We start from the raw sequence: 24,313 nt of genomic DNA, 5'->3' as shown, positions 1-24,313 counted from the left end.
ATTAACCTCCTGCGATAGCCTGAAAAAGTAAAATCTGATCGCCGTCGCGGACAACGTGTTCTGACCAGCAGCCACGGACAACAATGGCCTGGTTTACCGCGACAGCAATACCCGCCACGGGACGGCCGAGAAATGCCAGCAGTTCACTGACGGTAATGGGAGAATCAATATCCATCACCTCGTCATTCACCGTTATGCGCATGCGGCTGCCTCCTGACACACCGGGCACTCTGCCGCCCGCCGGAGCTGTAATGTGCTCCAGCTTTGCTGTCTGCCGTCGAAAAGGCGTAATTTCCCGTTCAGCGGGGAAGACAATCCGGCCAGCAGTTTGATCGCTTCCAGCGCCTGGAGTGTGCCGATCACCCCGACAACCGGGCCGAGCACACCGGCAGTTCGGCAGTTGCGTTCCGGAATGACATCATCGGGATAGAGGCAGCAGTAACAGCCGTGCTCAAACGGGGGCTGCAGTACCAGAAGTTGTCCGCTGAAACCAACCGCGCTGCCGCTGACCAGGGTTTTTTGCTGCGTCACGCAGACGGCATTGATAGCATGGCGGGTGGCCATGTTGTCGGTACAGTCGAGAACAATATCTGCTGTTTGTACAATGTATTGCAGCGTTTCCCGGGTCTGACGTTCGGTGATCACATTGAGCGTCAGGGCCGGGTTCAGCGCCCGCAGACGTGTCGCTGCCGTACGGGCTTTATTGTCCGGCACATCGGCTTCGGTATATAAAATCTGGCGCTGGAGGTTGGAGAGATGCACTTCATCATCATCAATCAGGGTCAGCTCACCGACTCCGGCGGCGGCCAGATACAGCGCCGCAGGGGATCCCAGCCCGCCGAGGCCGGTGATCACCGCATGAGACTGTTTGAGTTTCAGCTGACCTTCCGGGCCGATATCCTCCAGCAGCAGCTGGCGGCTGTAGCGCATAAAATCATGATCATTCAGCATGGTTTACCTCCTGATATTCAGCGGCTTCCCCGGTCAGTGTCATCAGCTGCCGGGTGGCAGCCTGCCAGTCAGCGGCTTTGATGATGGCGCTGACCACCGCAATACTGCCGACCCCGGTGGTGGCCACGGCAGGGGCGCGTTCAAGGGAAATACCGCCGATGGCGACCAGCGGGAAATCCGGCGTGGCTGCAACCTGGCGGGCTAAGTTTTCCAGTCCCTGCGGGGAAGAGGGCATGATTTTGGTTTGTGTCGGAAAAATATGCCCCAGCGCGATATAGGATGGATGCAGCGCTTTGGCACGCAGCAACTCGTTGTCATCGTGGGTGGAAATCCCGAGGCGCAGTCCGGCCTGCTGAATTGCCCGCAAGTCAGCAATATCCAGATCTTCCTGGCCGAGATGCACACCATACGCACCGTGCTTTATGGCAGAACGCCAGTAGTCATTGATAAACAGCCGCGCCTGATATTTTTCCCCCAGCGCAACAGCGGTGCGGATCTGCTCATCCACCTGTGCATCGGTTTTGTCTTTGATGCGCAGCTGAATAGTCCGCACGCCGGATGCCAGCAGCCGCTCAATCCACACCAGTGAATCGACCACCGGATACAGCCCTAATTTATGTTCCGTCCGGGCAAACGGCGCGTCAGGCAGATTCATCGATACGCTCCTCTGCACTGTGATACAGCTCGCTGCCTTTGGCGCGGAAGGCGTCAGACATCTCTTCCATCCCCGCGGCGTAGTCGCGGACTTCCTGTGAGATTTTCATTGAGCAGAATTTCGGCCCGCACATTGAACAGAAATGTGCGACTTTGCCGGATGCCTGCGGCAGGGTTTCATCGTGGTAAGTCCGGGCAGTTTCCGGATCCAGCGCCAGATTGAACTGATCTTCCCAGCGGAATTCAAAACGCGCTTTTGACATCGCGTTATCGCGGATTTGTGCTCCCGGATGCCCTTTGGCGAGATCGGCGGCGTGCGCGGCGATTTTATAGGTGATAAGCCCTTGTTTAACATCTTCTTTATTCGGTAATCCGAGATGTTCCTTCGGTGTCACATAACAGAGCATGGCACAGCCGAACCAGCCGATCAGTGCCGCACCGATGCCGGATGTGAAATGGTCATAGCCCGGTGCGATATCGGTGGTCAGCGGCCCCAGGGTGTAGAACGGCGCTTCATGGCAGTGCTCCAGTTCTTCGGTCATGTTTTTGCGGATCATCTGCATCGGCACATGGCCCGGGCCTTCAATCATCACCTGCACATCATATTCCCACGCGATTTTGGTCAGCTCGCCGAGAGTATGCAGTTCAGCGAACTGGGCTTCGTCGTTGGCATCCTGAATAGAGCCCGGACGCAGACCATCACCGAGCGACAGCGCCACATCATACGCCGCGCAGATTTCACAGATGTCACGGAAGTGCTGATAGAGGAAGTTTTCCTGATGATGGGACAGACACCATTTCGCCATAATCGAGCCGCCGCGTGACACAATGCCGGTCAGGCGTTTTGCCGTCATCGGCACATAACGCAGCAGGACACCGGCGTGGATAGTGAAGTAATCCACCCCTTGTTCCGCCTGCTCCAGCAGGGTATCGCGGAACATCTCCCAGGTCAGATCCTCGGCCACACCGTTTACTTTCTCGAGTGCCTGATAGACCGGTACGGTACCGATAGGCACCGGGCTGTTACGCAGGATCCACTCGCGGGTTTCGTGAATATAGCGGCCGGTGGAGAGATCCATCACCGTATCCGCGCCCCAGCGGGTGGACCAGACCAGTTTCTCCACTTCTTCCTCAATGGAGGAGGTAACAGAGGAGTTGCCGATATTGGCATTCACTTTTACCAGGAAATTGCGGCCGATAATCATCGGTTCGGATTCCGGGTGGTTAATATTGGACGGGATAATGGCGCGTCCGGCAGCGACTTCATCGCGGACAAACTCCGGGGTGATGTTATCCGGCAGATTGGCACCGAAATGCTGTCCCGGATGCTGTTGCAGCAGAACTTCGCCCCGGATGCGTTCACGCCCCATATTTTCGCGGATGGCGATAAACTCCATCTCCGGGGTGACAATCCCTTTCCGGGCATAATGCAGTTGTGTCACGCATTTTCCGGTTTTGGCTTTCAGCGGTGCCGGGCGGTTTGGATAGCGCAGATGGTCAAGGCCGTTATCAGCCAGCCGGTCACGGGTAAAATCAGAACTCAGTTGTGTCACCGCTTCGGTATCACCCCGCTCTGCAACCCATTGCTCACGCAGACGGGCAAGACCGGTACGGACATCCAGTTTCACCTGCGGGTCGCCGTACGGCCCGGCGGTATCATAAACCGGCACCGGCTCATTCTCTTCATACTGCGGATTGGCTTTATCACCGCCGATCAGGGTCGGGGACAGGGCAATTTCCCGCATCGGCACCCGGATATCCGGGCGCGAGCCGGTGAGATAAATACGGGAGGAGTTCGGGAAATTTACCCCTTTCAGGGTGCTGATATATTCCTCTGCCGCGTCGCGCTGCTCACGGCGGGTACGGGCTTTGGACGGGGCGGCGGTTTCCGCGCCCGGGGAGAGATCAGTGGTATCAATACGTTGTTCACGGGACATAGCAAATTCCTTACAGTGAAACCGGCAACGCCGGAAGAAAAAGTGAGAAATTGCTTGTCTGGAGGTGCGTCAGGAGTAATGCGTGATAACCGGCTGCTGATAAAACCCGCATTGCGGCGGCTGAAAACAGCGGTTAAAAAAGGAAAGATTACTCTTGTTCCCTTCGCGGGTACTAACCCGATCAGGTTCCGCGGATCCCGAATTAACGGTCTCAGCCCGATTTATCACAGAGATAAATACTGGGCACTCCGACAAGAAAGATTTCAGTATAAGAAGCTGCTCGGAAACTACAACCTTTTTATAACATCATTTATTCACCAGAAGCGTTTCCGATCATCCTCCCTGATATTCAGTGGTTACACCGCAGCAGCTGACTATAAAAAAAATTAAATTAAAACTGATAATTTCCGGTCAGTTGCCGATGTTTTCTGTCGGCGTGCCTTATTACGGCATATTAAGAAAAAATATTTGGTTATTTATTGGCCTTATTGACTGCTTTCTGCATCAGGAAAAAAATGAATCTTAAAAATACGACGATTCGTGTCAGGTTATCTGTCACATTTGGTGTTCTGATCGCCATTCTGGCGCTGGTTTCCGGAATGGCAGTGATGAACCTGTATAAAGACAAAGAGATGTTCACGAATTACGTTAACGGGACATATGCACTTCAGGTTCAGGCCTATGAAGTCCGCCATGCGACGGAAGAGCGGGCTATCATGCTGCGGGATATGATCAATGCGACTGATAAGAAAGATAAAACAGAAGAACTGAACCGTTTTAAAGAAGAGGACGGGAAAGTCAGTAAAAGAACGCAGACATTGCTGGATATGGTCAATGAGTTCGGTATGGATCCGCAGGGGCGGGCGTTGCTTGATAAGATGATAGCGGATGAAAAACACTATGCCGCCGTGACCCGGGAAGTGCTTGAACTCGATCAGCAGGGACGTCATGAGGAAGCGATTGCGAAAATGATGGATGCTGAGTATGCGGCATCGGATGCCTATATCCTGTCATTCCGTGCCAGCCGCGATCACGGCACTGAAACCGGTAATCAGCTTATTCAGGAATTTAATACGAATTATGAGCGTCAGAGCAACATTATTCTGGTGTTCGCGCTGCTGGCGTTAACGCTGGCGATTGTCTCCGGGGTGATGATTATCCGGAATCTGACACGCTCTCTGGGCGCCGAACCCGCCCAACTGAAAGAAGTGGCTGAACGGGTGGCTTCCGGTGATCTATCGCCGTCCGATGAAATTCATCCGGTTCCGGACGGTAGTGTGCTGAGTACCCTGAAAGCGATGCAGAGGAATCTGGCCAGTATCGTCGGTACGGTGCGTAATAACAGTGACAGTATTGTGACCGGCACAATGCAGATAACCAGCGGTAATGCTGATCTGAGCCAGCGTACTGAATCCCAGGCCAGCAGTCTGCAGCAGACCGCAGCATCAATGGAACAGTTGTCTGCTACAGTGAAAAGCAGTGCGGAGATTGCGGCAAAAGCGAATATGATGGCTGCGGAAGCATCCGAAACCGCCCGTCACGGTGGTGAGAAAGTGGATCTGGTTATTCATGCCATGCAGGATATCTCAAACTCTTCCCGCACAATCACTGACATTATCGGTGTGATTGATTCCATCGCATTCCAGACCAATATCCTTGCACTGAACGCGGCGGTGGAAGCCGCACGCGCCGGTGAACACGGACGCGGTTTTGCTGTGGTATCCGGCGAAGTCCGGACACTGGCACAGCGGAGTGCACAGGCTGCCGGTGAAATAAAAAATCTGATTAATGCCAGTGTTGAGCAGGTGGACGCAGGCAGTAAACTGGTGGCAGAAGCCGGTGAGTCGATGCAGGTGATTGTCACTCAGACACAGGGGGTCAGCCAGATGATTGACGAGCTGACACTGGCGGCAAATGAGCAGTCTCAGGGCATTTCGCAGGTCGGGATTGCTGTACAGCAGATTGATGAAGTCACACAGCAGAATGCTGCGCTGGTGGTTGAAAATGCGGCGGCTGCGGAAAGCCTGCATCAGCAGGCGGGGCAGCTCATGCAGGTTATGACACAGTTCAGACTGGGGAGCAGCGCCGCCTGATCCGGCTGATATCCGCTGCCGTACCTCCGGCAGCGGGTATCATATTTATCAGTGACGGGCAGGAGGATCAGCTGTTTACTGGGTTTAATGACCACGTCAGTTGCATCCACCCCTGCTTTTCTGCTTCTGCCTTCAATACCGGGTCGGCGTTGACCGTCAGCACATCTGTGGCGTAGCGGCACAGGGGTAAATCGTTGGCGGAATCGGTATAAAAAATCGTACGTTCCGGTAAAAACTGACGAATATCCAGAAAGTTAGCCAGTTTTTCCACTTTCCCTTCCCGGAAGGTAGTGATCCCCTGCAATGCGCCGGTGTAGTGATCATCCCGGACTTCCAGTTCAATACCAAACGCCAGATTCACACCCAGCATCTTCGCCACCGGTTTGACAATAAAATCGGCGGTGGCAGAAATGATGATCACCGGCACGCCGTGTTCTTTATAAAATGCGAGGGTTTTGACCGCATCCGGGTAGACCAGCGGGCGCACTTTGCTTTCGGTAAAATCAGCCACCCACTCATCAATCTGTGCAACGGTGGCATTACCCAACCCCTTAAGGCTGAAGGCCATATACGCGGCCATATCCAGCTTACCGGCGCTGTAATCCGCCATCATCTGCTTATCTGCGGCAAGAAAGGCCGGATCAGTGATAATGCCTTTTTCCCACAGGTAGTCTGTCCATAACAGGCTGCTGTCTGCAGCGATTAAGGTGTGATCGAGGTCGAAAACCGCTAATGTTGACATGACGTTCCTTTAATTAACTGACGGGGCAAGGGCGCGGATTTCATTTTTATTGAACATCAGCTCCAGCTGAGTTCCCTGTTCAAACAGCCGCTCTGAGGAGCGGTTCAGCAGATCCACGGTCAGTGCGCCCAGTCCGGTATCCACCTGATAACGGATAATATTGCCCAGTAACTGACTGTCACGGATTGTACCTGAAACCGGGTGAGAAATGTGTTCCCCGTACTGCCTTCCGGCCTCGCGCACATAAATGGATTCCGGGCGGATCGCCACAATACCGCTGAGATTCAGGCCGAGCAGGCTGTTGGCGTTGTGCGCGCTGACCAGATTGTAATGCCCCATAAAACGCGCGACAAACTCATTGGCGGGCTGGGTGTAGATATTTTCGGCGGTATCGCTCTGCACGATTTCACCTTTGTTCATCAGGAAGATGCGGTCAGACATCAGCATGGCTTCTTCCTGGTCGTGGGTGACAAAAATGGTGGTGAGATTCAGCTCGCGCTGGATCTGACGGATTTGCTGGCGCAGATGTTTGCGGATCTGCGCATCCAGTGCGGAGAGCGGTTCATCCAGCAGCAGGATGCGCGGCTTCATCACCAGTGCCCGTGCCAGTGCCACCCGCTGGCGCTGGCCGCCGGAAAGCTGATGCGGCAGATGCTGTTCTTTTCCTTTCAGACCCACCAGCTCAATCACCTCTGCAACGGATTTGCGCTGTTCATTTTCCGGGACTTTCTGCATCTTCAGACCGAAAGCAATGTTGCGTTCAGTGGTCATATTCGGAAACAGCGCATAGCTCTGAAACACCATGCCGATTTCCCGCTGCTGTGGCGGAGATGAAGTAATATTCTGTTTATTCACATAAATTCTGCCGTCATTGACCGGTTCCAGCCCGGCGAGACAACGCAGCAAGGTAGATTTACCGCAGCCGCTCGGGCCGAGCAGGGTAATAAATTCCCCTTTGCTGACAGAAAAATTCAGACCGGAAAAGACCGGAGTGGCAGCAAAGGATTTTGTCAGGTTTTCAGCAATTACATAGCTCATCAGTGATTCCTCAGCGGCTTAAGCGTGTCGCGATCAGGGTCAGGATCAGGGTGAAAATAAAGTAGCTCGCCACCAGTGCGGAGGTGAAGTGCCCGCTGGTCTGGCGCATGTTATAGAGATAGATTTGCAGGGTTTCGTAACGGGTGCCGACCAGGATATTGGCAAATACAAACTCACCGAACAGGAAGGAAAAGGCGATCAGTAGTGACACCAGCAGCCCTTTGCGGATATTCGGCACCACCACCAGCAGAAATGCCTTAAAAGTGCCTGCGCCGAGCAGATGGGCGGCATCCAGCAGATCTTTCAGCGGCACGCCGTTCAGGCTGTTGGCCAGCGCCCGGTACATAAACGGCAGGGTGATGGTGAAATAGGTGCCGATCAGGATCCACGGCGTACCGGCAATCGGCAGCGGCCCGTCAGCAAACAGCTGTAGTAATCCGACGGAGGAGACCACCGGCGGCACGGCGAACGGCAGAATAATCAGGATCTCCATCAGCCCTTTCAGCCGCGGGAAGTAATAAAAAACAGCAAACACCAGCGGCAGAATCACCAGGGTGCTGATAGCGAGGGTGACAAAACAGATAAACAGTGAGCGGCCGAACGCGGCAAGAAAACGCGGATCCTGCCACAGTTTCAGATACCACTGTAATGTCAGGCCGTCCGGCAGCACCGTGGCACCCCAGCGTGTGGAGAAGGAATACAGCAGCGTCGCGATAATCGGTAACAGCAGCAGGATCACAATCAGGCTGAGCATGATTTTGTGATAACGCGCCATGGACGGCGGATTGAGTGTGAGATCAGCACGTGGCATGGTAACTCCGTTTCAGCAGCCAGTGATAGACAGCAGTGATGAATCCGAGGATAACCATCAGCAGGACAGAGAGTGCCGCCGCCATATTCGGCTCCAGGAACAGGTCGCCGGACACCAGGCTGGCGATACGGATGGTCACCATATTGTAGTTCCCGGTGGTCAGCGCATAAGTGGAGGCATAAGCCCCGGCGGCATTGGCGAACAGAATGATAAAGGTGCCGAGCAGCGCCGGCGAAAGCACCGGCAGCGCGACATAGCGCCAGTAGGCCGGGCGGCCGGCCCCCATGGTTTTGGCGGCATCCTCCCACTCCGGTTTCAGGGCATCAAACGCCGGATAGAGCAGCAGGATCCCCAGCGGGATCTGAAAATAGAGATAAATCAGCATCAGCCCGGCAGCGCTGTAGAGATTGAAATCCTCAATCACTCCCCAGGCTTTCAGTTGCAGGGTGATGGCGCCGTTGACGCCGAGAATGATGATGAAAGCAAACGCCAGCGGCACACCGCTGAAGTTGCCGGTCATATTGGTAAAGGCAATCAGCCAGCGGCGCGGACGCGGCGGGACGTGCTGTAAGGAGGCGGCAAACAGTGCGGCGAGGATCAGCCCGCCGACCGCCGATACCCCGGAAATCCACAGAGTGTTTTCAAAGGACTGAATATAAAAAGGGCTGCTGAAGATTTCGGTAAAGTTACCGAATGACCACGCATCTTCATACACGAAGCTGTTGATAATCACCCATAACATCGGCGCAAGCTGGAAAAGCACGAACAGCAGCGCGGCAGGGAGCAGTAACAGCATCGGTTTCAGCGGCAGACGGCGTGACAGGGGGCGGGTATGTTGCTTACTTTTCATCGCGGTCAGCTCCGGCAGAATATCAGCCATGTTGCGTCTCCCGCAGCAGGCGCGGTACAGCGGCTTTGTTGTGCCCGCTCAGGCCGAGCAACCGGCAGATGGTGCCGCACAGCTGTGTCTGCTGCACCGGAAGATCGGCCTCATGAGAGAAGGCGCCACCGGCAACAAACAGCGGGACAGTGCGCTCTTCATCCAGAATCCCGCCGTGTGAGCGGTCATTATTCATACCGTGATCACTGGTCACCAGTACCTGATAACCCGCTTCAAGCCAGGCAGGCAGATACGCGGAGAGCAGGCCGTCTGCACGGCGGGCGCTGTTGCGGTATTGCTGTGAATCCCCGCCGGATTTATGACCGGCATCGTCAATATTCATCGGGTGAATAAGCAGGAAATCGGGATGGTATTGACGGCGTAAATATTCCGCATCGAGGAATAAATGGTCATCCGGATAGTGATCCGCCTGATAAAAACAGCCGTGTTGTATCGCAAGCGAATCATCGTGGGTGAAACGGTCACGGACGGCATCAAACGGGGCGCGGTTATACAGCTCACTGACCCAGTGATAAGCGGCGGCAGCGGTGGTTTTTCCGGCTTTTTGTGCGAGGGAGAAAATACTGTCGTTGTGTGACAGGCGCACCACCTGATTGTGCACCACGCCGCTGTCAACGGGACGCACGCCGGTCAGAATACATTCATAAAGCGGGCGGGAGAGCGAGGGCAGTTCACAGCTCAGGCTGTACAGTGTGGCGTTCCCGGATTCGGCTAACCCCTGCATAAAGCCCATGCAGTCATGGGCTGTGCGGTAGTTTAAGCCATCCAGAACAACCAGGATAACTGGGTTATTCATTGTCATTCCGTTAATTCATGTTGATGATAACGTTCTGCTGCCACAGTTTCGGCAACTGGCGGGAGGTTTTTTCCCAGCCGTCAAAATCGGTAATCGGTTTGGCTTTGCTGTACTGGGATTCAGGCAGCAGTTTGGCTTTGATATCGTCCGGCAGGGTCAGGTGTGCCGCGCGGATAGGGCGGGCATATCCTTCGGCCAGGTTGAGCTGTCCTTTATCACTGAAAATAAACTCACGGGCCAGTTTGGCAGCGTTCGGGTTCTTCGCGTATTTATTAATAATAGTGGTGTAACCGGAGGTGACAGAGCCGTCAGACGGGATCACCACGGTAAAGCGTTTGGCATCAATCTGGTCGCGGTAGTTAAGGGCGTTGAAATCCCACATTACCGCCACTTCCACTTCCCCTTTTTCCAGGTTGGCCACGCTCGGGTCATTCAGGGATAAACGTTTCTGTTTGGCGAGATCGGCAAACAACTCAATCGCCGGCTGAATATTGGTTTCATTACCGCCGAGGGCAAAGGCCGCAGACAGCACGCCGCTGTTAGCCTGTGCCGCGATACCGACATCACCGATTGTCACGCGGTAGTTACCGCTGCGCAGATCAGCCCAGCTTTTCGGCTGTTCTTTGACAAGGTCATTATTGATGATGAATGCAATGGTGCCGGTATAGGCCAGCGCCCAGTTACCGTCTTTATCTTTTGCCCAGTCCGGGATCTGATCCCAGGTGGTGGGTTTATAAGGCTGCACCACATCTTTCTGAACGGCGACAGGGCCGAAGGCGGCACCGACATCCCCGATATCTGCGGTGGCATTACTTTTTTCAGCCGCAAACTTGGCAATTTCCTGAGCAGAGCTCATGTCGGTATCCTGATGGCGGATATTGTAGAGTTTTTCAAGATCAGACCAGGTGCCTTTCCAGTTGGCCCAGGTATCCGGCATCCCGACACTGTAAACCACGCCTCCTTTTTTGGCGGCGGCAATCAGTTCTTCAGGAATGGTGTTTTGTCCGGCAGAGAACGCAGAAAAAGAGGCGGAAACAGCAACGGCGGTCAGCAATATTTTGGCAGCAGGAAAACGTGTCATAAAACCCTCGTCAGTTAACTGATTCAGTATCAGTGGTGAGGCTAGGGTATGACGCGTTTGTGACAGGCAACTGACACCCGTGTGACACTTTTCTGACAGCTGGGTGACAGGGAAATGCATGCCCCGTTATGCCGAGTATTCTCCCCGCAAACGGAGTATGATTTAATCCATTATTATTTCATTAACATGATGTCTCTATTATGCAGCAGATTTTAACGGGCAATGAAACCGGCTACTGGGTTATCAGCGCGGATAACCGCGTCTGGCTGCCGGAAGGACAACTGCCGGAGGGCAGTGCGGCACAATGGATGCTGACCGGGAAACCGGCGGTGCGTATCGGGGAGTGGCAGGGGCTGCCGGTCTGGCTGATCCGCGAAAAAATGCGTTCCGATATGTGTTCGCCGCGCATTATTGCCGCAGAGAATGATGACCTCTTCAAAATGGCCGGACGCGGCGTGCAACTGGCGGAATTCTACCGCTCGCACCGTTATTGCGGCTACTGCGGTGCGGCGATGAAATACAGTGAAAGTGAGTGGGCGTGTCTGTGTGACAGCTGCCGCGAACGTTACTATCCGCAGATAGCGCCGTGTATTATTGTCGGCATCCGCCGTCATGACTCTATTCTGCTTGCACAGCACCGCCGCCACAAAAGCGCGCCGTTGTTTACCGTACTCGCCGGGTTTGTCGAAGTCGGCGAAACCCTGGAAGAAGCTGTCGCCCGTGAGGTGATGGAAGAGAGCCGGATTGAGATTCAGAATATCCGTTATGTCTCCTCGCAGCCGTGGCCGTTCCCGCACTCGCTGATGATGGGATTCCTGGCGGATTATGCGGATGGTGAAATTCATCACGATCCGTCAGAGCTGCTCAGTGCAGACTGGTACCGCTATGATAATCTGCCGGTTATTCCGCCGCCGGATACCATTGCCCGCCGTCTGATTGAAGATACAGTCGTACTGTGCCGTCAGGATGACGAAGACGCGTAACACCGCCCTGACCCCGGGCGGCAGGCGTGCTACAATGGGTTTTATTCAGGACGTCAATACGTTACGCGGCCAACAACTTTTTGGAGTCTGTCATGAGTGAACTGAAAAACGACCGCTATCTGCGGGCATTACTGCGTCAGCCGGTGGATGTCACCCCCGTGTGGATGATGCGCCAGGCCGGGCGTTATCTGCCTGAATATAAAGCCACCCGCGAACAGGCGGGGGATTTTATGGCGCTGTGCAAAAACACCGAACTGGCCTGTGAAGTAACTCTGCAGCCGCTGCGTCGTTTTCCGCTGGATGCGGCAATTCTCTTTTCCGATATTCTCACCATTCCTGATGCGATGGGTCTCGGGCTCTATTTTGAAACCGGTGAAGGGCCGCGCTTTGTGCATCCGATCCAGAATGCCCGTGATGTTGAAAAACTGCCGGTGCCGGATCCGGAACAGGAACTCGGTTATGTCATGAATGCCGTGCGCGCCATCCGCAAAGCCCTGAACGGCGATGTGCCGCTGATTGGTTTCTCCGGCAGCCCGTGGACACTGGCAACCTATATGGTGGAAGGCGGCAGCAGCAAAGCCTTTACCAAAATCAAAAAGATGATGTATGCCGAACCGCAGACCCTGCACCTGCTGCTGGATAAACTGGCGGACAGCGTGATCCTCTATCTCAATGCGCAGATTAAAGCCGGTGCGCAGTCCGTGATGATCTTTGATACCTGGGGCGGCGTGCTGACCGGGCGTGATTACCGTGAGTTTTCACTCAATTACATGCACAAGATTGTCGATGGTCTGATCCGCGAAAATGACGGTCGCCGTGTACCGGTCACTCTGTTCACCAAAGGCGGCGGACAGTGGCTGGAAGCGATGGCAGAAACCGGCTGTGATGCGTTGGGGCTGGACTGGACCACAGATATCGCGGATGCCCGCCGCCGGGTCGGCAGCAAAGTGGCGTTACAGGGCAATATGGATCCGTCCATGCTCTATGCATCACCTGCCCGTATCGAAGCGGAAGTGGCATCTATCCTCGCCGGTTTTGGTCAGGGCGAAGGGCATGTGTTCAACCTCGGACACGGCATCCACCAGGATGTTCCGCCTGAGCATGCCGGTGCATTCGTTGAATCTGTTCACCGCCTGTCAGCTAAATATCATCAGGGTTGATCACTGACAGACCACGGAGGTCACCATGACAGCCATCGATACCCGCGCCCTGAAAGCCCGGCAGACGGAACTGGCACAACGGGTCAGTCTGCAGGATGTACCGCTTAATCCCCGCTATATTGCGGGGGTGGATATCGGCTTTGAGGACGGGGGGGACGTCACCCGGGCTGCCGTGGTGATCCTCACCTGGCCTGAACTGGAGGTGGCGGAGTATCAGACCGCCCGTATTCCCACACAACTGCCCTATATTCCGGGGCTGCTCTCCTTCCGTGAAATCCCTGCCGCACTTGCCGCGTGGGAGAAACTGACCTTAAAACCGGACCTGGTGCTGGTGGATGGCCAGGGGCGCGCTCATCCGCGCCGTCTCGGCGTTGCCGGTCATCTCGGGGTTCTGCTGGATTTACCCGCTATTGGTGTGGCCAAAAGCCGGTTATGCGGCACGTTTGAACCGCTGGCGGAAGAGGCCGGTGCACAGTCGCTGCTGACAGACAAAGGTGAGCCGCTCGGCTGGGTCTGGCGCAGCAAAAACCGCTGCAATCCGCTGTTCATTTCACCCGGTCATCATATGAGTATTGACACCGCACTGACCTGGGTAAAAGCCCTGACGCGCGGCTATCGCCTGCCTGAACCGACCCGCTGGGCTGATGGTATTGCCTCAAATCGAACATTTTTTGTCCGGTTGAAACAGAAATTTCCCGATTTTCCACGTAAAGATGTGGATATCACGGATTTTCAGGTAAACTGCGGCTCACATCAGAGTAACGAGTAAAGCGGAATGTTAAAGAACCCGATCCACTTACGGCTGGAAAAACTGGAAAGCTGGCAGCATCTCACCTTCACGGCTTGTCTGTGCGAGAGAATGTACCCGAATTATGCCGTTTTTTGTCAGCAGACCGGGTTTACCGATCCGTCGCTTTACCGGCGTATTCTGGATCTCATCTGGGAAGTCCTGACTGTCAAAGACGCAAAAGTGAACTTTGATAACCAGCTGGAAAAGCTGGAAGACATTATCCCTGATGGAGACGACTATGATATCTACGGTGTGTATCCGGCGATTGATGCCTGCGCGGCACTCAGTGAGCTTATCCATACCCGCCTGAGCGGGGAAACACTGGAGCACGCTATTGCGGTCAGTGAGATTTCAGTCGGCACTGTCGCGGTACTGGAAATGACACAAGCCGGACGCGAAATGTCCGACGACGAATTAAATGAATTGCCTGCTGTTGAAGAAGAGTGGGACATTCAGTGGGAAATTTACCGCTTATTGGCCGCCTGCGAAGAGCGCGATATTGAGTTGATAAAAGGCTTGAAATCCGATCTCCGGGATGCGGGGATCAGCAATATTGGCGTTAGTTTAGGCGATTAAATCAAAAAACGTGATTTAAGCCTATAAATGCCGGTGTTAAAGGCTTCACAATTGCCCCGTCTCTGGTCTACAGTGGGGGGCGAAAAGAAGTGGCTATCGGGGCGCGTGTATCAGGGCTGTCAAAAGGCACATCCGACGCACTCGATGCTTTGCAAACGATAAACACACTGTAAGGATATTTTATGAATAAGACTCAATTGATTGATGCTATCGCAGAAAAAGCAGAGCTGTCTAAAGCACAAGCTAAAGCAGCGCTGGAATCAACTCTGGCGGCCATCACTGACTCTCTGAAAGAAGGCGATGCTGTACAATTAGTTGGCTTCGGTACTTTTAAAGTTAACCATCGTGCAGAGCGTACTGGCCGTAACCCGCAGACCGGTAAAGAAATCAAAATTGCAGCAGCAAACGTGCCTGCTTTCACTGCCGGTAAAGCACTGAAAGATTCAGTAAAATAATTGCGTTGCAAAAACAGATTGATAGAGGGGGATTTCGTCCCCTTTTGTTGATCAGACAGGGGCTGCTTGCACTGGGCTTTGGCTCATTGCTCAGCGCCTGCTCTGTTCAGCCTGACCTTCCTCCCTTCAGCGCGTCCGGTTATATCGCGGACGACGGCGCTGTCAGAATGTGGCGTCTCAACGCTGACAACCAACCCCGTGTCCTGATGAGTGTTTTCAGTCCCTACCGCAGCGGACAACAGACCGTCGTCACCGTTTATGAATACCGCAGAGGCCAGCTCTGGCAGATCCGTGCAGAATATCTGGGCGATAACGGTTTTTCTGAACAGATACGGCTGGATCACGAGGGCAATACCATCTTTATGCAGCGTGATAAAGACGGGCATAAATCCCCGCTGACCGCAGACGAAATCACCCGGATGACCTTTGTGGCGGACAGACAGCTGACACTTAACAGCGCACTGGTGATCGGTGATATCCGGCTGAAACAGGGGCAGTGGCGTGACAGCTATGTCACGGATTGTCAGGGTAATAAATCCTACATTGAGTTTGATGCGGAAACAGAACAGTTCCTGGCGAAGCGTCAGCGCAGCAGCGCATCACCTATCTACATTGCATGGCTGGATTCACCGGAAGGACGGGAAATTCTGCTGGCGGCAAATGATAACTTCTGTAAATGGGAACCTACGGAAGATTCACTGTAAATCTCCCGCAGGGTATTAACGTGGTTTACTTATTCAGACGGGCAATAGCACGGTAGCCGATATCACTGCGGCAAAATGCATCATCCCAGTGAATATGTTTCAGTGCGGCATAAGCCTGTTTCTGCGCCTGAGCAATATCCTCACCCAGTGCCGTCACACACAACACCCGGCCGCCGTCAGTCACAACCGCACCTTCTTTCAGTGCTGTTCCGGCCTGGAAAACTTTGCAGTCTGCTTCCTGAACATCCAGTCCGCTGATCACATCACCTTTACGGTAATCACCCGGATAACCACCGGCTGCCATCACCACACCAAGCGCCGGACGCGGATCCCACTGCGAGGTTTTTCCCGCCAGTTTTCCCTGTGCACCGGCAAGGCAGAGTTCAACCAGGTCTGACTGTAACCGCATCATAATCGGCTGGGTTTCCGGGTCACCAAAGCGACAGTTAAATTCAATCACTTTAGGCTCGCCGTGTTCATCAATCATCAGCCCGGCGTATAAAAAACCCTGATAGGTGTGACCTTCCGCCGCCATACCTTCAACGGTCGGGTAAATCACTTTTTCCATCACCCGCTGATGAACGGCATCGGTCACCACTGGTGCCGGGGAGTAAGCGCCCATACCGCCGGTGTTTGGCCCGGTGTCATTGTCACCGACCCGTTTGTGATCCTGGCTGGTCGCCATCGGCACCACATTTTTACCGTCCACCATGACGATAAAACTGGCTTCTTCGCCGGTCAGGAACTCTTCAATCACAATGCGGTGCCCGGCATCGCCGAAAGCATTACCGGCCAGCATGTCATGTACCGCGTCCTGTGCTTCTTTCAGGGTCATGGCGACGATCACGCCTTTACCGGCCGCCAGGCCGTCAGCTTTGATCACCACCGGTGCACCGGTTTTGTCCAGATAAGCCAGTGCCGGTTCAACCTCAGTAAAGTTCTGATAGTCCGCCGTCGGGATATGGTGACGCGCCAGAAAATCTTTGGTGAATGCTTTGGAACCTTCCAGCTGCGCGGCACCTTTGGCCGGGCCGAAGATAGTCAGACCGGCTGCATTGAATGCATCAACCACACCCATCACCAGCGGTGCTTCCGGGCCGACAATGGTCAGGCCGATATTATTGGCGCGGGCAAAGGCCACCAGACCGTCAATATCTGTCGCACTGATATCCACATTGGTCAGGTTTGGTTCCTGTGCGGTACCGGCATTACCGGGCGCGACATAAACATTGGCTGCCAGCGGGGATTGTGCGGCTTTCCAGGCCAGCGCGTGTTCGCGTCCGCCATTACCGATAATCAGGATATTCATAAGTCAGCTCCGGGTATTAATGACGGAAATGGCGCATGCCGGTGAAAATCATCGCGATATTGTGTTCATCTGCCGCTGCAATGACTTCATCATCACGGATGGAGCCACCCGGCTGGATCACGCAGGTAATACCAACGGCAGCCGCCGCATCAATACCATCACGGAACGGGAAGAACGCATCGGATGCCATGGCGCATCCCGCCACTTCCAGCCCTTCATCACCGGCTTTGATGCCGGCAATTTTCGCGGAGTAAACGCGGCTCATCTGACCGGCACCCACGCCGATGGTCATATTATTCTTTGCATAAACAATGGCATTGGACTTAACAAACTTCGCCACTTTCCAGCAGAACAGGGCATCTTTCAGTTCCTGCTCTGTCGGCTGGCGTTTGCTGACCACTTTCAGGTCGTTATCACCGACCATCCCGAGATCGCGATCCTGCACCAGCAGACCGCCGTTCACCCGTTTGAAATCAAGGGCGGCAGCCGGATGCTGCCACTGACCGCAGGTCAGCACGCGGACATTCTGTTTTGCCGCGAGAACCGGCAGCGCATCTTCCGCGACGGACGGGGCAATAATCACTTCCACAAACTGGCGTTCAATAATTTCTGCCGCCGTTTTGGCATCCAGTTCGCGGTTAAAGGCGATAATACCGCCGAATGCGGAGGTCGGGTCAGTTTTGAAGGCATTGTCATAGGCGGTAAGTAAGCTATCGGCAACGGCCACGCCACACGGGTTGGCGTGCTTGACGATCACACAGGCTGGTTTATCAAACTGCTTCACACATTCAAGGGCTGCATCAGTATCAGCAATATTATTATAAGAGAGGGCTTTGCCCTGTAACTGCACAGCAGTACTGATGGAGGCTTCCTGAATATTCTCTTCTATATAGAAGGCGGCATTCTGATGACTGTTTTCGCCGTAGCGCATATCCTGTTTTTTAATAAAGTTGAGATTCAGGGTGCGCGGGAACTGGCCGGAAGGCTGAGTGGTATCGCCGAAGTACGGTTTTACTTTCTGACCGAAATAGTTGGCGATCATGCTGTCATAGGCAGCTGTATGCTCAAAGGCTTTGATGGCGAGGTCAAAACGGGTATCAAAACTCAGGCTGTTTTGTCCGGCATCCATCTCGGCAATGATATTGCTGTAGTCACTGCTTTTTACCACAATCGCCACATCTTTATGGTTCTTCGCGGCGGAGCGCACCATGGTCGGCCCGCCGATATCGATATTTTCAACCGCGTCTTCCAATGTGCAGCCGGGTTTTGCCACGGTCTCCGCAAACGGATAAAGATTCACAACCACCATATCAATAGCGGAAATCTGATGCTTCGCCATAATCTCATCATCGGTGCCGCGGCGGCCGAGGATCCCGCCGTGTACTTTCGGATGCAGGGTTTTGACACGTCCGTCCATCATTTCCGGAAAACCGGTGTAATCGGAGACTTCAGTCACCGGCAGACCGGCGTCAGCCAGCAGGCGGGCAGTACCGCCGGTTGATAACAATTCAACACCACGGGCGGAAAGAGCCTGAGCAAATTCAGTGATGCCGGTTTTGTCAGAGACACTGAGCAGGGCGCGACGGATAGGGCGAGGCTGTTGCATGAGTTTGGATCCCTTGAATTCAACGAATAAATGACAATAGGTTGCAGGTGAAATCGGTGTATCTCATAAGATTTCAAAACCCGGAGTAAAAAGCAACGGTACACGAATGCAGCAGATTGTAACGCAAACGTTTGCGTGTTGCTTGTGAATTTTGTGATTTTTTACCATCTGTGGATAACTTTGTGTGTAACCCGGTATAAACAGGGGTTTTGCTGGGGAATGCAGCAAACAGTCAGAAAATCGAAAATTAACACTTGTCTTCTGAAATCGACTCCCTATAATGCACCTCCACTGACACGGAACAACGCGCTAACACGCGGTCCGGCAGAAAGAGAAAAAGCGGAAAGTTGAAAAACAACGCTTGACTCAAAGGGGCTGAAAACGTAATATACGCAGCCTCGCAACAACGCAGAAGACCGGCAACGGCAGCGAAGGTTGCAACTGCTCTTTAACAATTTATCAGACAATCTGTGTGGGCACTCGCAGGACATATCACAAAAAATATTATTTTTGAGAAGTCTTGAAGAGTGACCAATACAGCAGCTTAGAAATAAGCAGCAGTAAACAGTTTAATTCTTTGAGCATCAGACACTTTTAATTGAAGAGTTTGATCATGGCTCAGATTGAACGCTGGCGGCAGGCCTAACACATGCAAGTCGGGCGGTAACAGGGGGAAGCTTGCTTCTCTGCTGACGAGCGGCGGACGGGTGAGTAATGTATGGGGATCTGCCTGATGGCGGGGGATAACTACTGGAAACGGTAGCTAATACCGCATAATGTCTTCGGACCAAAGCGGGGGACCTCCGGGCCTCGCGCCATCAGATGAACCCATATGGGATTAGCTAGTAGGTAAGGTAACGGCTTACCTAGGCGACGATCCCTAGCTGGTCTGAGAGGATGATCAGCCACACTGGGACTGAGACACGGCCCAGACTCCTACGGGAGGCAGCAGTGGGGAATATTGCACAATGGGCGCAAGCCTGATGCAGCCATGCCGCGTGTATGAAGAAGGCCTTCGGGTTGTAAAGTACTTTCAGTCGGGAGGAAGGTGTCAAGGTTAATAACCTTGGCAATTGACGTTACCGACAGAAGAAGCACCGGCTAACTCCGTGCCAGCAGCCGCGGTAATACGGAGGGTGCAAGCGTTAATCGGAATTACTGGGCGTAAAGCGCACGCAGGCGGTTGATTGAGTCAGATGTGAAATCCCCGGGCTTAACCCGGGAATTGCATCTGATACTGGTCAGCTAGAGTCTTGTAGAGGGGGGTAGAATTCCATGTGTAGCGGTGAAATGCGTAGAGATGTGGAGGAATACCGGTGGCGAAGGCGGCCCCCTGGACAAAGACTGACGCTCAGGTGCGAAAGCGTGGGGAGCAAACAGGATTAGATACCCTGGTAGTCCACGCTGTAAACGATGTCGACTTGGAGGTTGTGCCCTTGAGGCGTGGCTTCCGGAGCTAACGCGTTAAGTCGACCGCCTGGGGAGTACGGCCGCAAGGTTAAAACTCAAATGAATTGACGGGGGCCCGCACAAGCGGTGGAGCATGTGGTTTAATTCGATGCAACGCGAAGAACCTTACCTACTCTTGACATCCAGAGAACTTAGCAGAGATGCTTTGGTGCCTTCGGGAACTCTGAGACAGGTGCTGCATGGCTGTCGTCAGCTCGTGTTGTGAAATGTTGGGTTAAGTCCCGCAACGAGCGCAACCCTTATCCTTTGTTGCCAGCGCGTGATGGCGGGAACTCAAAGGAGACTGCCGGTGATAAACCGGAGGAAGGTGGGGATGACGTCAAGTCATCATGGCCCTTACGAGTAGGGCTACACACGTGCTACAATGGCGTATACAAAGGGAAGCGACCCCGCGAGGGCAAGCGGAACTCATAAAGTACGTCGTAGTCCGGATTGGAGTCTGCAACTCGACTCCATGAAGTCGGAATCGCTAGTAATCGTAGATCAGAATGCTACGGTGAATACGTTCCCGGGCCTTGTACACACCGCCCGTCACACCATGGGAGTGGGTTGCAAAAGAAGTAGGTAGCTTAACCTCCGGGAGGGCGCTTACCACTTTGTGATTCATGACTGGGGTGAAGTCGTAACAAGGTAACCGTAGGGGAACCTGCGGTTGGATCACCTCCTTACCTAGTTGGTATTGAATGTGAGTGTTCACACAGATTGTCTGATAGAAAGAAGCAGATACCGGGAATAGGCTTGTAGCTCAGGTGGTTAGAGCGCACCCCTGATAAGGGTGAGGTCGGTGGTTCAAGTCCACTCAGGCCTACCAAAACCGAATTGATACTGCGTCATGAAAAGACTCGTTTACCTTAGTAAACTTCGCCTTTCCATGCCTTGTCTCAATGCGGTTTCCTCTTTTCATGATGAAAAGACACGCCCGGGAAAACCAAATAATGGGGCTATAGCTCAGCTGGGAGAGCGCCTGCCTTGCACGCAGGAGGTCAGCGGTTCGATCCCGCTTAGCTCCACCATTATCTGATATCTGAAAAATAATTCAGAGTTTACCGGAAACGGTATGCTGTGAATTATTATGCTCTTTAACAATCCGGAACAAGCTGAAAAATTGAAACAATCAATATTATCACCGAGGTAATATTGATGAGTCTCTCAGCCGAACAACTTTGAAAGTACTCACTTTCGAGGGGAAGCGAGCTAAATAATTTCGCGGAGACCAGCGCACAGCAAGCGGAGCATACATCAGTATGTGAGCATTGCGAGCACTGCCCGACAAAGAAATTATGACGCGCAGCGACCCGTCCAGAAAGACACTTTCGGGTTGTGAGGTTAAGCGAATAAGCGTACACGGTGGATGCCTAGGCAGTCAGAGGCGATGAAGGACGTGCTAATCTGCGATAAGCGCCGGTAAGGTGATATGAACCGTTATAACCGGCGATTTCCGAATGGGGAAACCCAGTGCAATTCGTTGCACTATCATTACCTGAATACATAGGGTAATGAAGCGAACCGGGAGAACTGAAACATCTAAGTACCCCGAGGAAAAGAAATCAAACGAGATTCCCCCCAGTAGCGGCGAGCGAACGGGGAGCAGCCCAGGACCTTAATCAGCATCAGTGTTAAGAGAACAGTCTGGAAAGGCTGGCCACAGCAGGTGATAGCCCTGTATCTGAAAGCACTGGTGTTGTGAGTCCGATGAGTAAGGCGGGACACGTGTTATCCTGTCTGAATACGGGGGGACCATCCTCCAAGGCTAAATACTCCTGACTGACCGATAGTGAACCAGTACCGTGAGGGAAAGGCGAAAAGAACCCCCGGCGAGGGGAGTGAAAAAGAACCTGAAACCGTGTACGTACAAGCAGTGGGAGCACCCTTCGGGTGTGACTGCGTACCTTTTGTATAATGGGTCAGCGACTTATATTCTGTAGCAAGGTTAACCGGATAGGGGAGCCGCAGGGAAACCGAGTCTTAACTGGGCGAATTAGTTGCAGGTACAGACCCGAAACCCGGTGATCTCAGCCATGGGCAGGTTGAAGGTTGGGTAACACTAACTGGAGGACCGAACCGACTAATGTTGAAAAATTAGCGGATGACTTGTGGCTGGGGGTGAAAGGCCAATCAAACCGGGAGATAGCTGGTTCTCCCCGAAAGCTATTTAGGTAGCGCCTCGTGAACTCATCTCCGGGGGTAGAGCACTGTTTCGGCTAGGGGGTCATCCCGACTTACCAACCCGATGCAAACTGCGAATACCGGAGAATGTTATCACGGGAGACACACGGCGGGTGCTAACGTTCGTCGTGAAGAGGGAAACAACCCAGACCGCCGGCTAAGGTCCCAAAGTCATAATTAAGTGGGAAACGAAGTGGGAAGGCTCAGACAGCCAGGATGTTGGCTTAGAAGCAGCCATCATTTAAAGAAAGCGTAATAGCTCACTGGTCGAGTCGGCCTGCGCGGAAGATGTAACGGGGCTAAATTATGCACCGAAGCCGCGGCAGCGATATGTAAATATTGTTGGGTAGGGGAGCGTTCTGTAAGCCTGTGAAGGTGACCTGTGAGGGTTGCTGGAGGTATCAGAAGTGCGAATGCTGACATAAGTAACGATAATGCGGGTGAAAAACCCGCACGCCGGAAGACCAAGGGTTCCTGTCCAACGTTAATCGGGGCAGGGTGAGTCGACCCCTAAGGCGAGGCTGAAAAGCGTAGTCGATGGGCAACGGGTTAATATTCCCGTACTGGTGGTAACTGCGAAGGGGGGGACGGAGAAAGCTAAATCATCCGGGCGACGGTTGTCCCGGTTTAAGCGTGCAGGTGGACTGACCAGGCAAATCCGGTCGGTTGTTAACACTGAGGCGTGACGACGAGCCACTACGGTGGTGAAGTGATTGATGCTCTGCTTCCGGGAAAAGCCTCTAAGCTCCAGGTTACCATTAATCGTACCCCAAACCGACACAGGTGGTCAGGTAGAGAATACTCAGGCGCTTGAGAGAACTCGGGTGAAGGAACTAGGCAAAATGGTGCCGTAACTTCGGGAGAAGGCACGCTGGCACTAGGTGAAGTGGTTTACCCACGGAGCTGAAGCCAGCCGCAGATACCAGCTGGCTGCAACTGTTTATTAAAAACACAGCACTGTGCAAACACGAAAGTGGACGTATACGGTGTGACGCCTGCCCGGTGCCGGAAGGTTAATTGATGAGGTCAGCCGCAAGGCGAAGCTTCTGATCGAAGCCCCGGTAAACGGCGGCCGTAACTATAACGGTCCTAAGGTAGCGAAATTCCTTGTCGGGTAAGTTCCGACCTGCACGAATGGCGTAATGATGGCCAGGCTGTCTCCACCGAGACTCAGTGAAATTGAACTCGCTGTGAAGATGCAGTGTACCCGCGGCAAGACGGAAAGACCCCGTGAACCTTTACTATAGCTTGACACTGAACATTGAGCCTTGATGTGTAGGATAGGTGGGAGGCAATGAAGTGTGGACGCCAGTCTGCACGGAGCCATCCTTGAAATACCACCCTTTAACGTTTGATGTTCTAACCCGGGTCCATAATCTGGATCGGGGACCGTGTCTGGTGGGTAGTTTGACTGGGGCGGTCTCCTCCCAAAGAGTAACGGAGGAGCACGAAGGTTGGCTAAGCATGGTCGGACATCATGCGGTTAGTGCAAAGGCATAAGCCAGCTTGACTGCGAGAGTGACGGCTCGAGCAGGTACGAAAGCAAGGTCTTGGTGATCCGGTGGTTCTGAATGGAAGGGCCATCGCTCAACGGATAAAAAGGTACTCCGGGGATAACAGGCTGATACCGCCCAAGAGTTCATATCGACGGCGGTGTTTGGCACCTCGATGTCGGCTCATCACATCCTGGGGCTGAAGTAGGTCCCCAAGGTATGGCTGTTCGCCATTTAAAGTGGTACGCGAGCTGGGTTTAGAACGTCGTGAGACAGTTCGGTCCCCTATCTGCCGTGGGCGCTGGAAGATTGAGAGGGGTTGCTCCTAGTACGAGAGGACCGGAGTGAACGCACCACTGGTGTACGGGTTGTGATGCCAATTGCATTGCCCGGTAGCTAAGTGCGGAAGAGATAACCGCTGAAAGCATCTAAGCGGGAAACTTGCCTCGAGATGAGTCTTCCTGACCCTTTAAGGGTCCTGAAGGAACGTTTGAGACTAAGACGTTGATAGGCTGGGTGTGTAAGCGCAGCGATGCGTTGAGCTGACCAGTACTAATGAACCGTGAGGCTTAACCTGACAACACCGAAGGTGTTTTG

19 protein-coding genes, 2 tRNA genes, 2 rRNA genes and 1 riboswitch are annotated in these 24,313 nt (G+C 53.5%); of the genes, 11 read left to right on the top strand and 12 right to left on the bottom strand.

Annotated elements, in window-relative coordinates; all coding sequences use genetic code 11:
* Position 1 precedes the first annotated feature (1 nt).
* The 4 genes from thiS to thiC are packed head-to-tail and all read right to left on the bottom strand — an operon-like array spanning position 2 to position 3,542.
* Positions 2-202 (bottom strand): sulfur carrier protein ThiS, encoded by a 201-nt coding sequence (thiS, locus tag JL661_RS17160; RefSeq protein ID WP_036413552.1) that lies wholly within the window; start codon positions 200-202, stop codon positions 2-4.
* Positions 193-951 carry a HesA/MoeB/ThiF family protein gene (locus JL661_RS17155; protein WP_062773297.1) on the bottom strand — a complete coding sequence of 253 codons (759 nt, stop codon included), beginning with the start codon at positions 949-951 and terminating at the stop codon, positions 193-195. Before JL661_RS17155 ends, thiS begins: the two co-directional genes overlap by 10 nt.
* Complete coding sequence (gene thiE, locus JL661_RS17150; RefSeq protein ID WP_062773300.1) at positions 941-1,606, bottom strand: thiamine phosphate synthase; 666 nt, start codon at positions 1,604-1,606, stop codon at positions 941-943. The genes JL661_RS17155 and thiE overlap by 11 nt, the downstream gene beginning before the upstream one ends.
* Positions 1,593-3,542: a phosphomethylpyrimidine synthase ThiC gene (gene thiC / locus JL661_RS17145; RefSeq protein WP_036419167.1), complete on the bottom strand. Its 1,950-nt coding sequence runs from the start codon at positions 3,540-3,542 to the stop codon at positions 1,593-1,595. The genes thiE and thiC overlap by 14 nt, the downstream gene beginning before the upstream one ends.
* 141 nt (positions 3,543-3,683) lie before the next feature.
* A riboswitch (TPP riboswitch) is annotated at positions 3,684-3,803 on the bottom strand.
* Between the two features lie 254 nt (positions 3,804-4,057).
* Between thiC and JL661_RS17140 the strand changes: the two genes are divergently transcribed.
* On the top strand, positions 4,058-5,635 hold the full coding sequence (locus JL661_RS17140) for a methyl-accepting chemotaxis protein (RefSeq protein WP_004242285.1): 1,578 nt from the start codon (positions 4,058-4,060) through the stop codon (positions 5,633-5,635).
* Between the two features lie 67 nt (positions 5,636-5,702).
* On the opposite strand, the gene JL661_RS17135 is transcribed toward JL661_RS17140, so the two are convergent.
* From JL661_RS17135 to JL661_RS17110, 6 genes are read right to left on the bottom strand one after another with little or no spacing between them, the layout of a single operon-like run.
* Positions 5,703-6,377: an HAD family hydrolase gene (locus JL661_RS17135; RefSeq protein ID WP_004242284.1), complete on the bottom strand. Its 675-nt coding sequence runs from the start codon at positions 6,375-6,377 to the stop codon at positions 5,703-5,705.
* A gap of 9 nt (positions 6,378-6,386) precedes the next feature.
* Positions 6,387-7,415 carry an ABC transporter ATP-binding protein gene (locus JL661_RS17130; protein WP_062773303.1) on the bottom strand — a complete coding sequence of 343 codons (1,029 nt, stop codon included), beginning with the start codon at positions 7,413-7,415 and terminating at the stop codon, positions 6,387-6,389.
* Between the two features lie 10 nt (positions 7,416-7,425).
* Positions 7,426-8,226, bottom strand: a complete 801-nt coding sequence (locus JL661_RS17125; protein ID WP_062773306.1) for an ABC transporter permease — start codon at positions 8,224-8,226, stop codon at positions 7,426-7,428.
* Positions 8,213-9,106 (bottom strand): ABC transporter permease, encoded by an 894-nt coding sequence (locus JL661_RS17120; RefSeq protein WP_081113486.1) that lies wholly within the window; start codon positions 9,104-9,106, stop codon positions 8,213-8,215. The genes JL661_RS17125 and JL661_RS17120 overlap by 14 nt, the downstream gene beginning before the upstream one ends.
* Complete coding sequence (locus tag JL661_RS17115; protein ID WP_062773309.1) at positions 9,099-9,923, bottom strand: alkaline phosphatase family protein; 825 nt, start codon at positions 9,921-9,923, stop codon at positions 9,099-9,101. The genes JL661_RS17120 and JL661_RS17115 overlap by 8 nt, the downstream gene beginning before the upstream one ends.
* A gap of 10 nt (positions 9,924-9,933) precedes the next feature.
* Entirely contained in the window at positions 9,934-11,004 is a 1,071-nt protein-coding gene (locus JL661_RS17110) for an ABC transporter substrate-binding protein (RefSeq protein WP_218480989.1), read from the bottom strand.
* 200 nt (positions 11,005-11,204) lie between these two features.
* Between JL661_RS17110 and nudC the strand changes: the two genes are divergently transcribed.
* The 6 genes from nudC to JL661_RS17080 all read left to right on the top strand — a co-directional run bounded on the left by nudC (position 11,205) and on the right by JL661_RS17080 (position 15,672).
* Entirely contained in the window at positions 11,205-11,987 is a 783-nt protein-coding gene (nudC, locus tag JL661_RS17105) for an NAD(+) diphosphatase (RefSeq protein ID WP_004242276.1), read from the top strand.
* A gap of 92 nt (positions 11,988-12,079) precedes the next feature.
* Positions 12,080-13,147 carry a uroporphyrinogen decarboxylase gene (hemE, locus tag JL661_RS17100; protein WP_004242275.1) on the top strand — a complete coding sequence of 356 codons (1,068 nt, stop codon included), beginning with the start codon at positions 12,080-12,082 and terminating at the stop codon, positions 13,145-13,147.
* 34 nt (positions 13,148-13,181) lie between these two features.
* The gene (gene nfi / locus JL661_RS17095) at positions 13,182-13,916 is read left to right on the top strand and encodes a deoxyribonuclease V (protein WP_225310139.1); all 735 of its coding nucleotides are present in this window, start codon (positions 13,182-13,184) and stop codon (positions 13,914-13,916) included.
* 6 nt (positions 13,917-13,922) lie between these two features.
* Positions 13,923-14,513 carry a YjaG family protein gene (locus tag JL661_RS17090; RefSeq protein WP_004242272.1) on the top strand — a complete coding sequence of 197 codons (591 nt, stop codon included), beginning with the start codon at positions 13,923-13,925 and terminating at the stop codon, positions 14,511-14,513.
* A 182-nt stretch (positions 14,514-14,695) separates the two neighbouring features.
* Positions 14,696-14,968 (top strand): nucleoid-associated protein HU-alpha, encoded by a 273-nt coding sequence (hupA, locus tag JL661_RS17085; protein WP_004242271.1) that lies wholly within the window; start codon positions 14,696-14,698, stop codon positions 14,966-14,968.
* 44 nt (positions 14,969-15,012) lie between these two features.
* Positions 15,013-15,672, top strand: a complete 660-nt coding sequence (locus JL661_RS17080; protein WP_015422415.1) for a DUF1481 domain-containing protein — start codon at positions 15,013-15,015, stop codon at positions 15,670-15,672.
* A gap of 25 nt (positions 15,673-15,697) precedes the next feature.
* On the opposite strand, the gene purD is transcribed toward JL661_RS17080, so the two are convergent.
* Together purD and purH are read right to left on the bottom strand one after the other, a co-directional pair.
* A complete protein-coding gene (gene purD / locus JL661_RS17075; RefSeq protein WP_036419191.1) occupies positions 15,698-16,981 on the bottom strand; it encodes a phosphoribosylamine--glycine ligase in 1,284 nt (427 codons plus the stop codon).
* Between the two features lie 16 nt (positions 16,982-16,997).
* Positions 16,998-18,587, bottom strand: coding sequence for a bifunctional phosphoribosylaminoimidazolecarboxamide formyltransferase/IMP cyclohydrolase (purH, locus tag JL661_RS17070; protein WP_062773315.1), 1,590 nt, complete (start codon positions 18,585-18,587; stop codon positions 16,998-17,000).
* A gap of 595 nt (positions 18,588-19,182) precedes the next feature.
* Here purH and JL661_RS17065 point away from each other — a divergent pair.
* The 4 genes from JL661_RS17065 (at position 19,183) to JL661_RS17050 (ending at position 24,293) form a co-directional block, all read left to right on the top strand.
* Positions 19,183-20,725, top strand: a 16S ribosomal RNA gene (locus tag JL661_RS17065).
* A 66-nt stretch (positions 20,726-20,791) separates the two neighbouring features.
* Positions 20,792-20,868: transfer RNA gene (locus JL661_RS17060), tRNA-Ile, on the top strand.
* 126 nt (positions 20,869-20,994) lie between these two features.
* A tRNA-Ala gene (locus JL661_RS17055) sits at positions 20,995-21,070 on the top strand.
* Positions 21,071-21,381: 311 nt separating this feature from the next.
* Positions 21,382-24,293 (top strand): 23S ribosomal RNA (locus JL661_RS17050).
* The 16S and 23S rRNA genes sit together here with 2 tRNA genes alongside, the layout of an rRNA operon.
* Positions 24,294-24,313 lie beyond the last annotated feature (20 nt).

The organism is Morganella morganii (genome assembly GCF_019243775.1).
GTDB lineage: Bacteria > Pseudomonadota > Gammaproteobacteria > Enterobacterales > Enterobacteriaceae > Morganella > Morganella morganii.
This window is presented reverse-complemented; position numbering and strand designations above follow the sequence as displayed.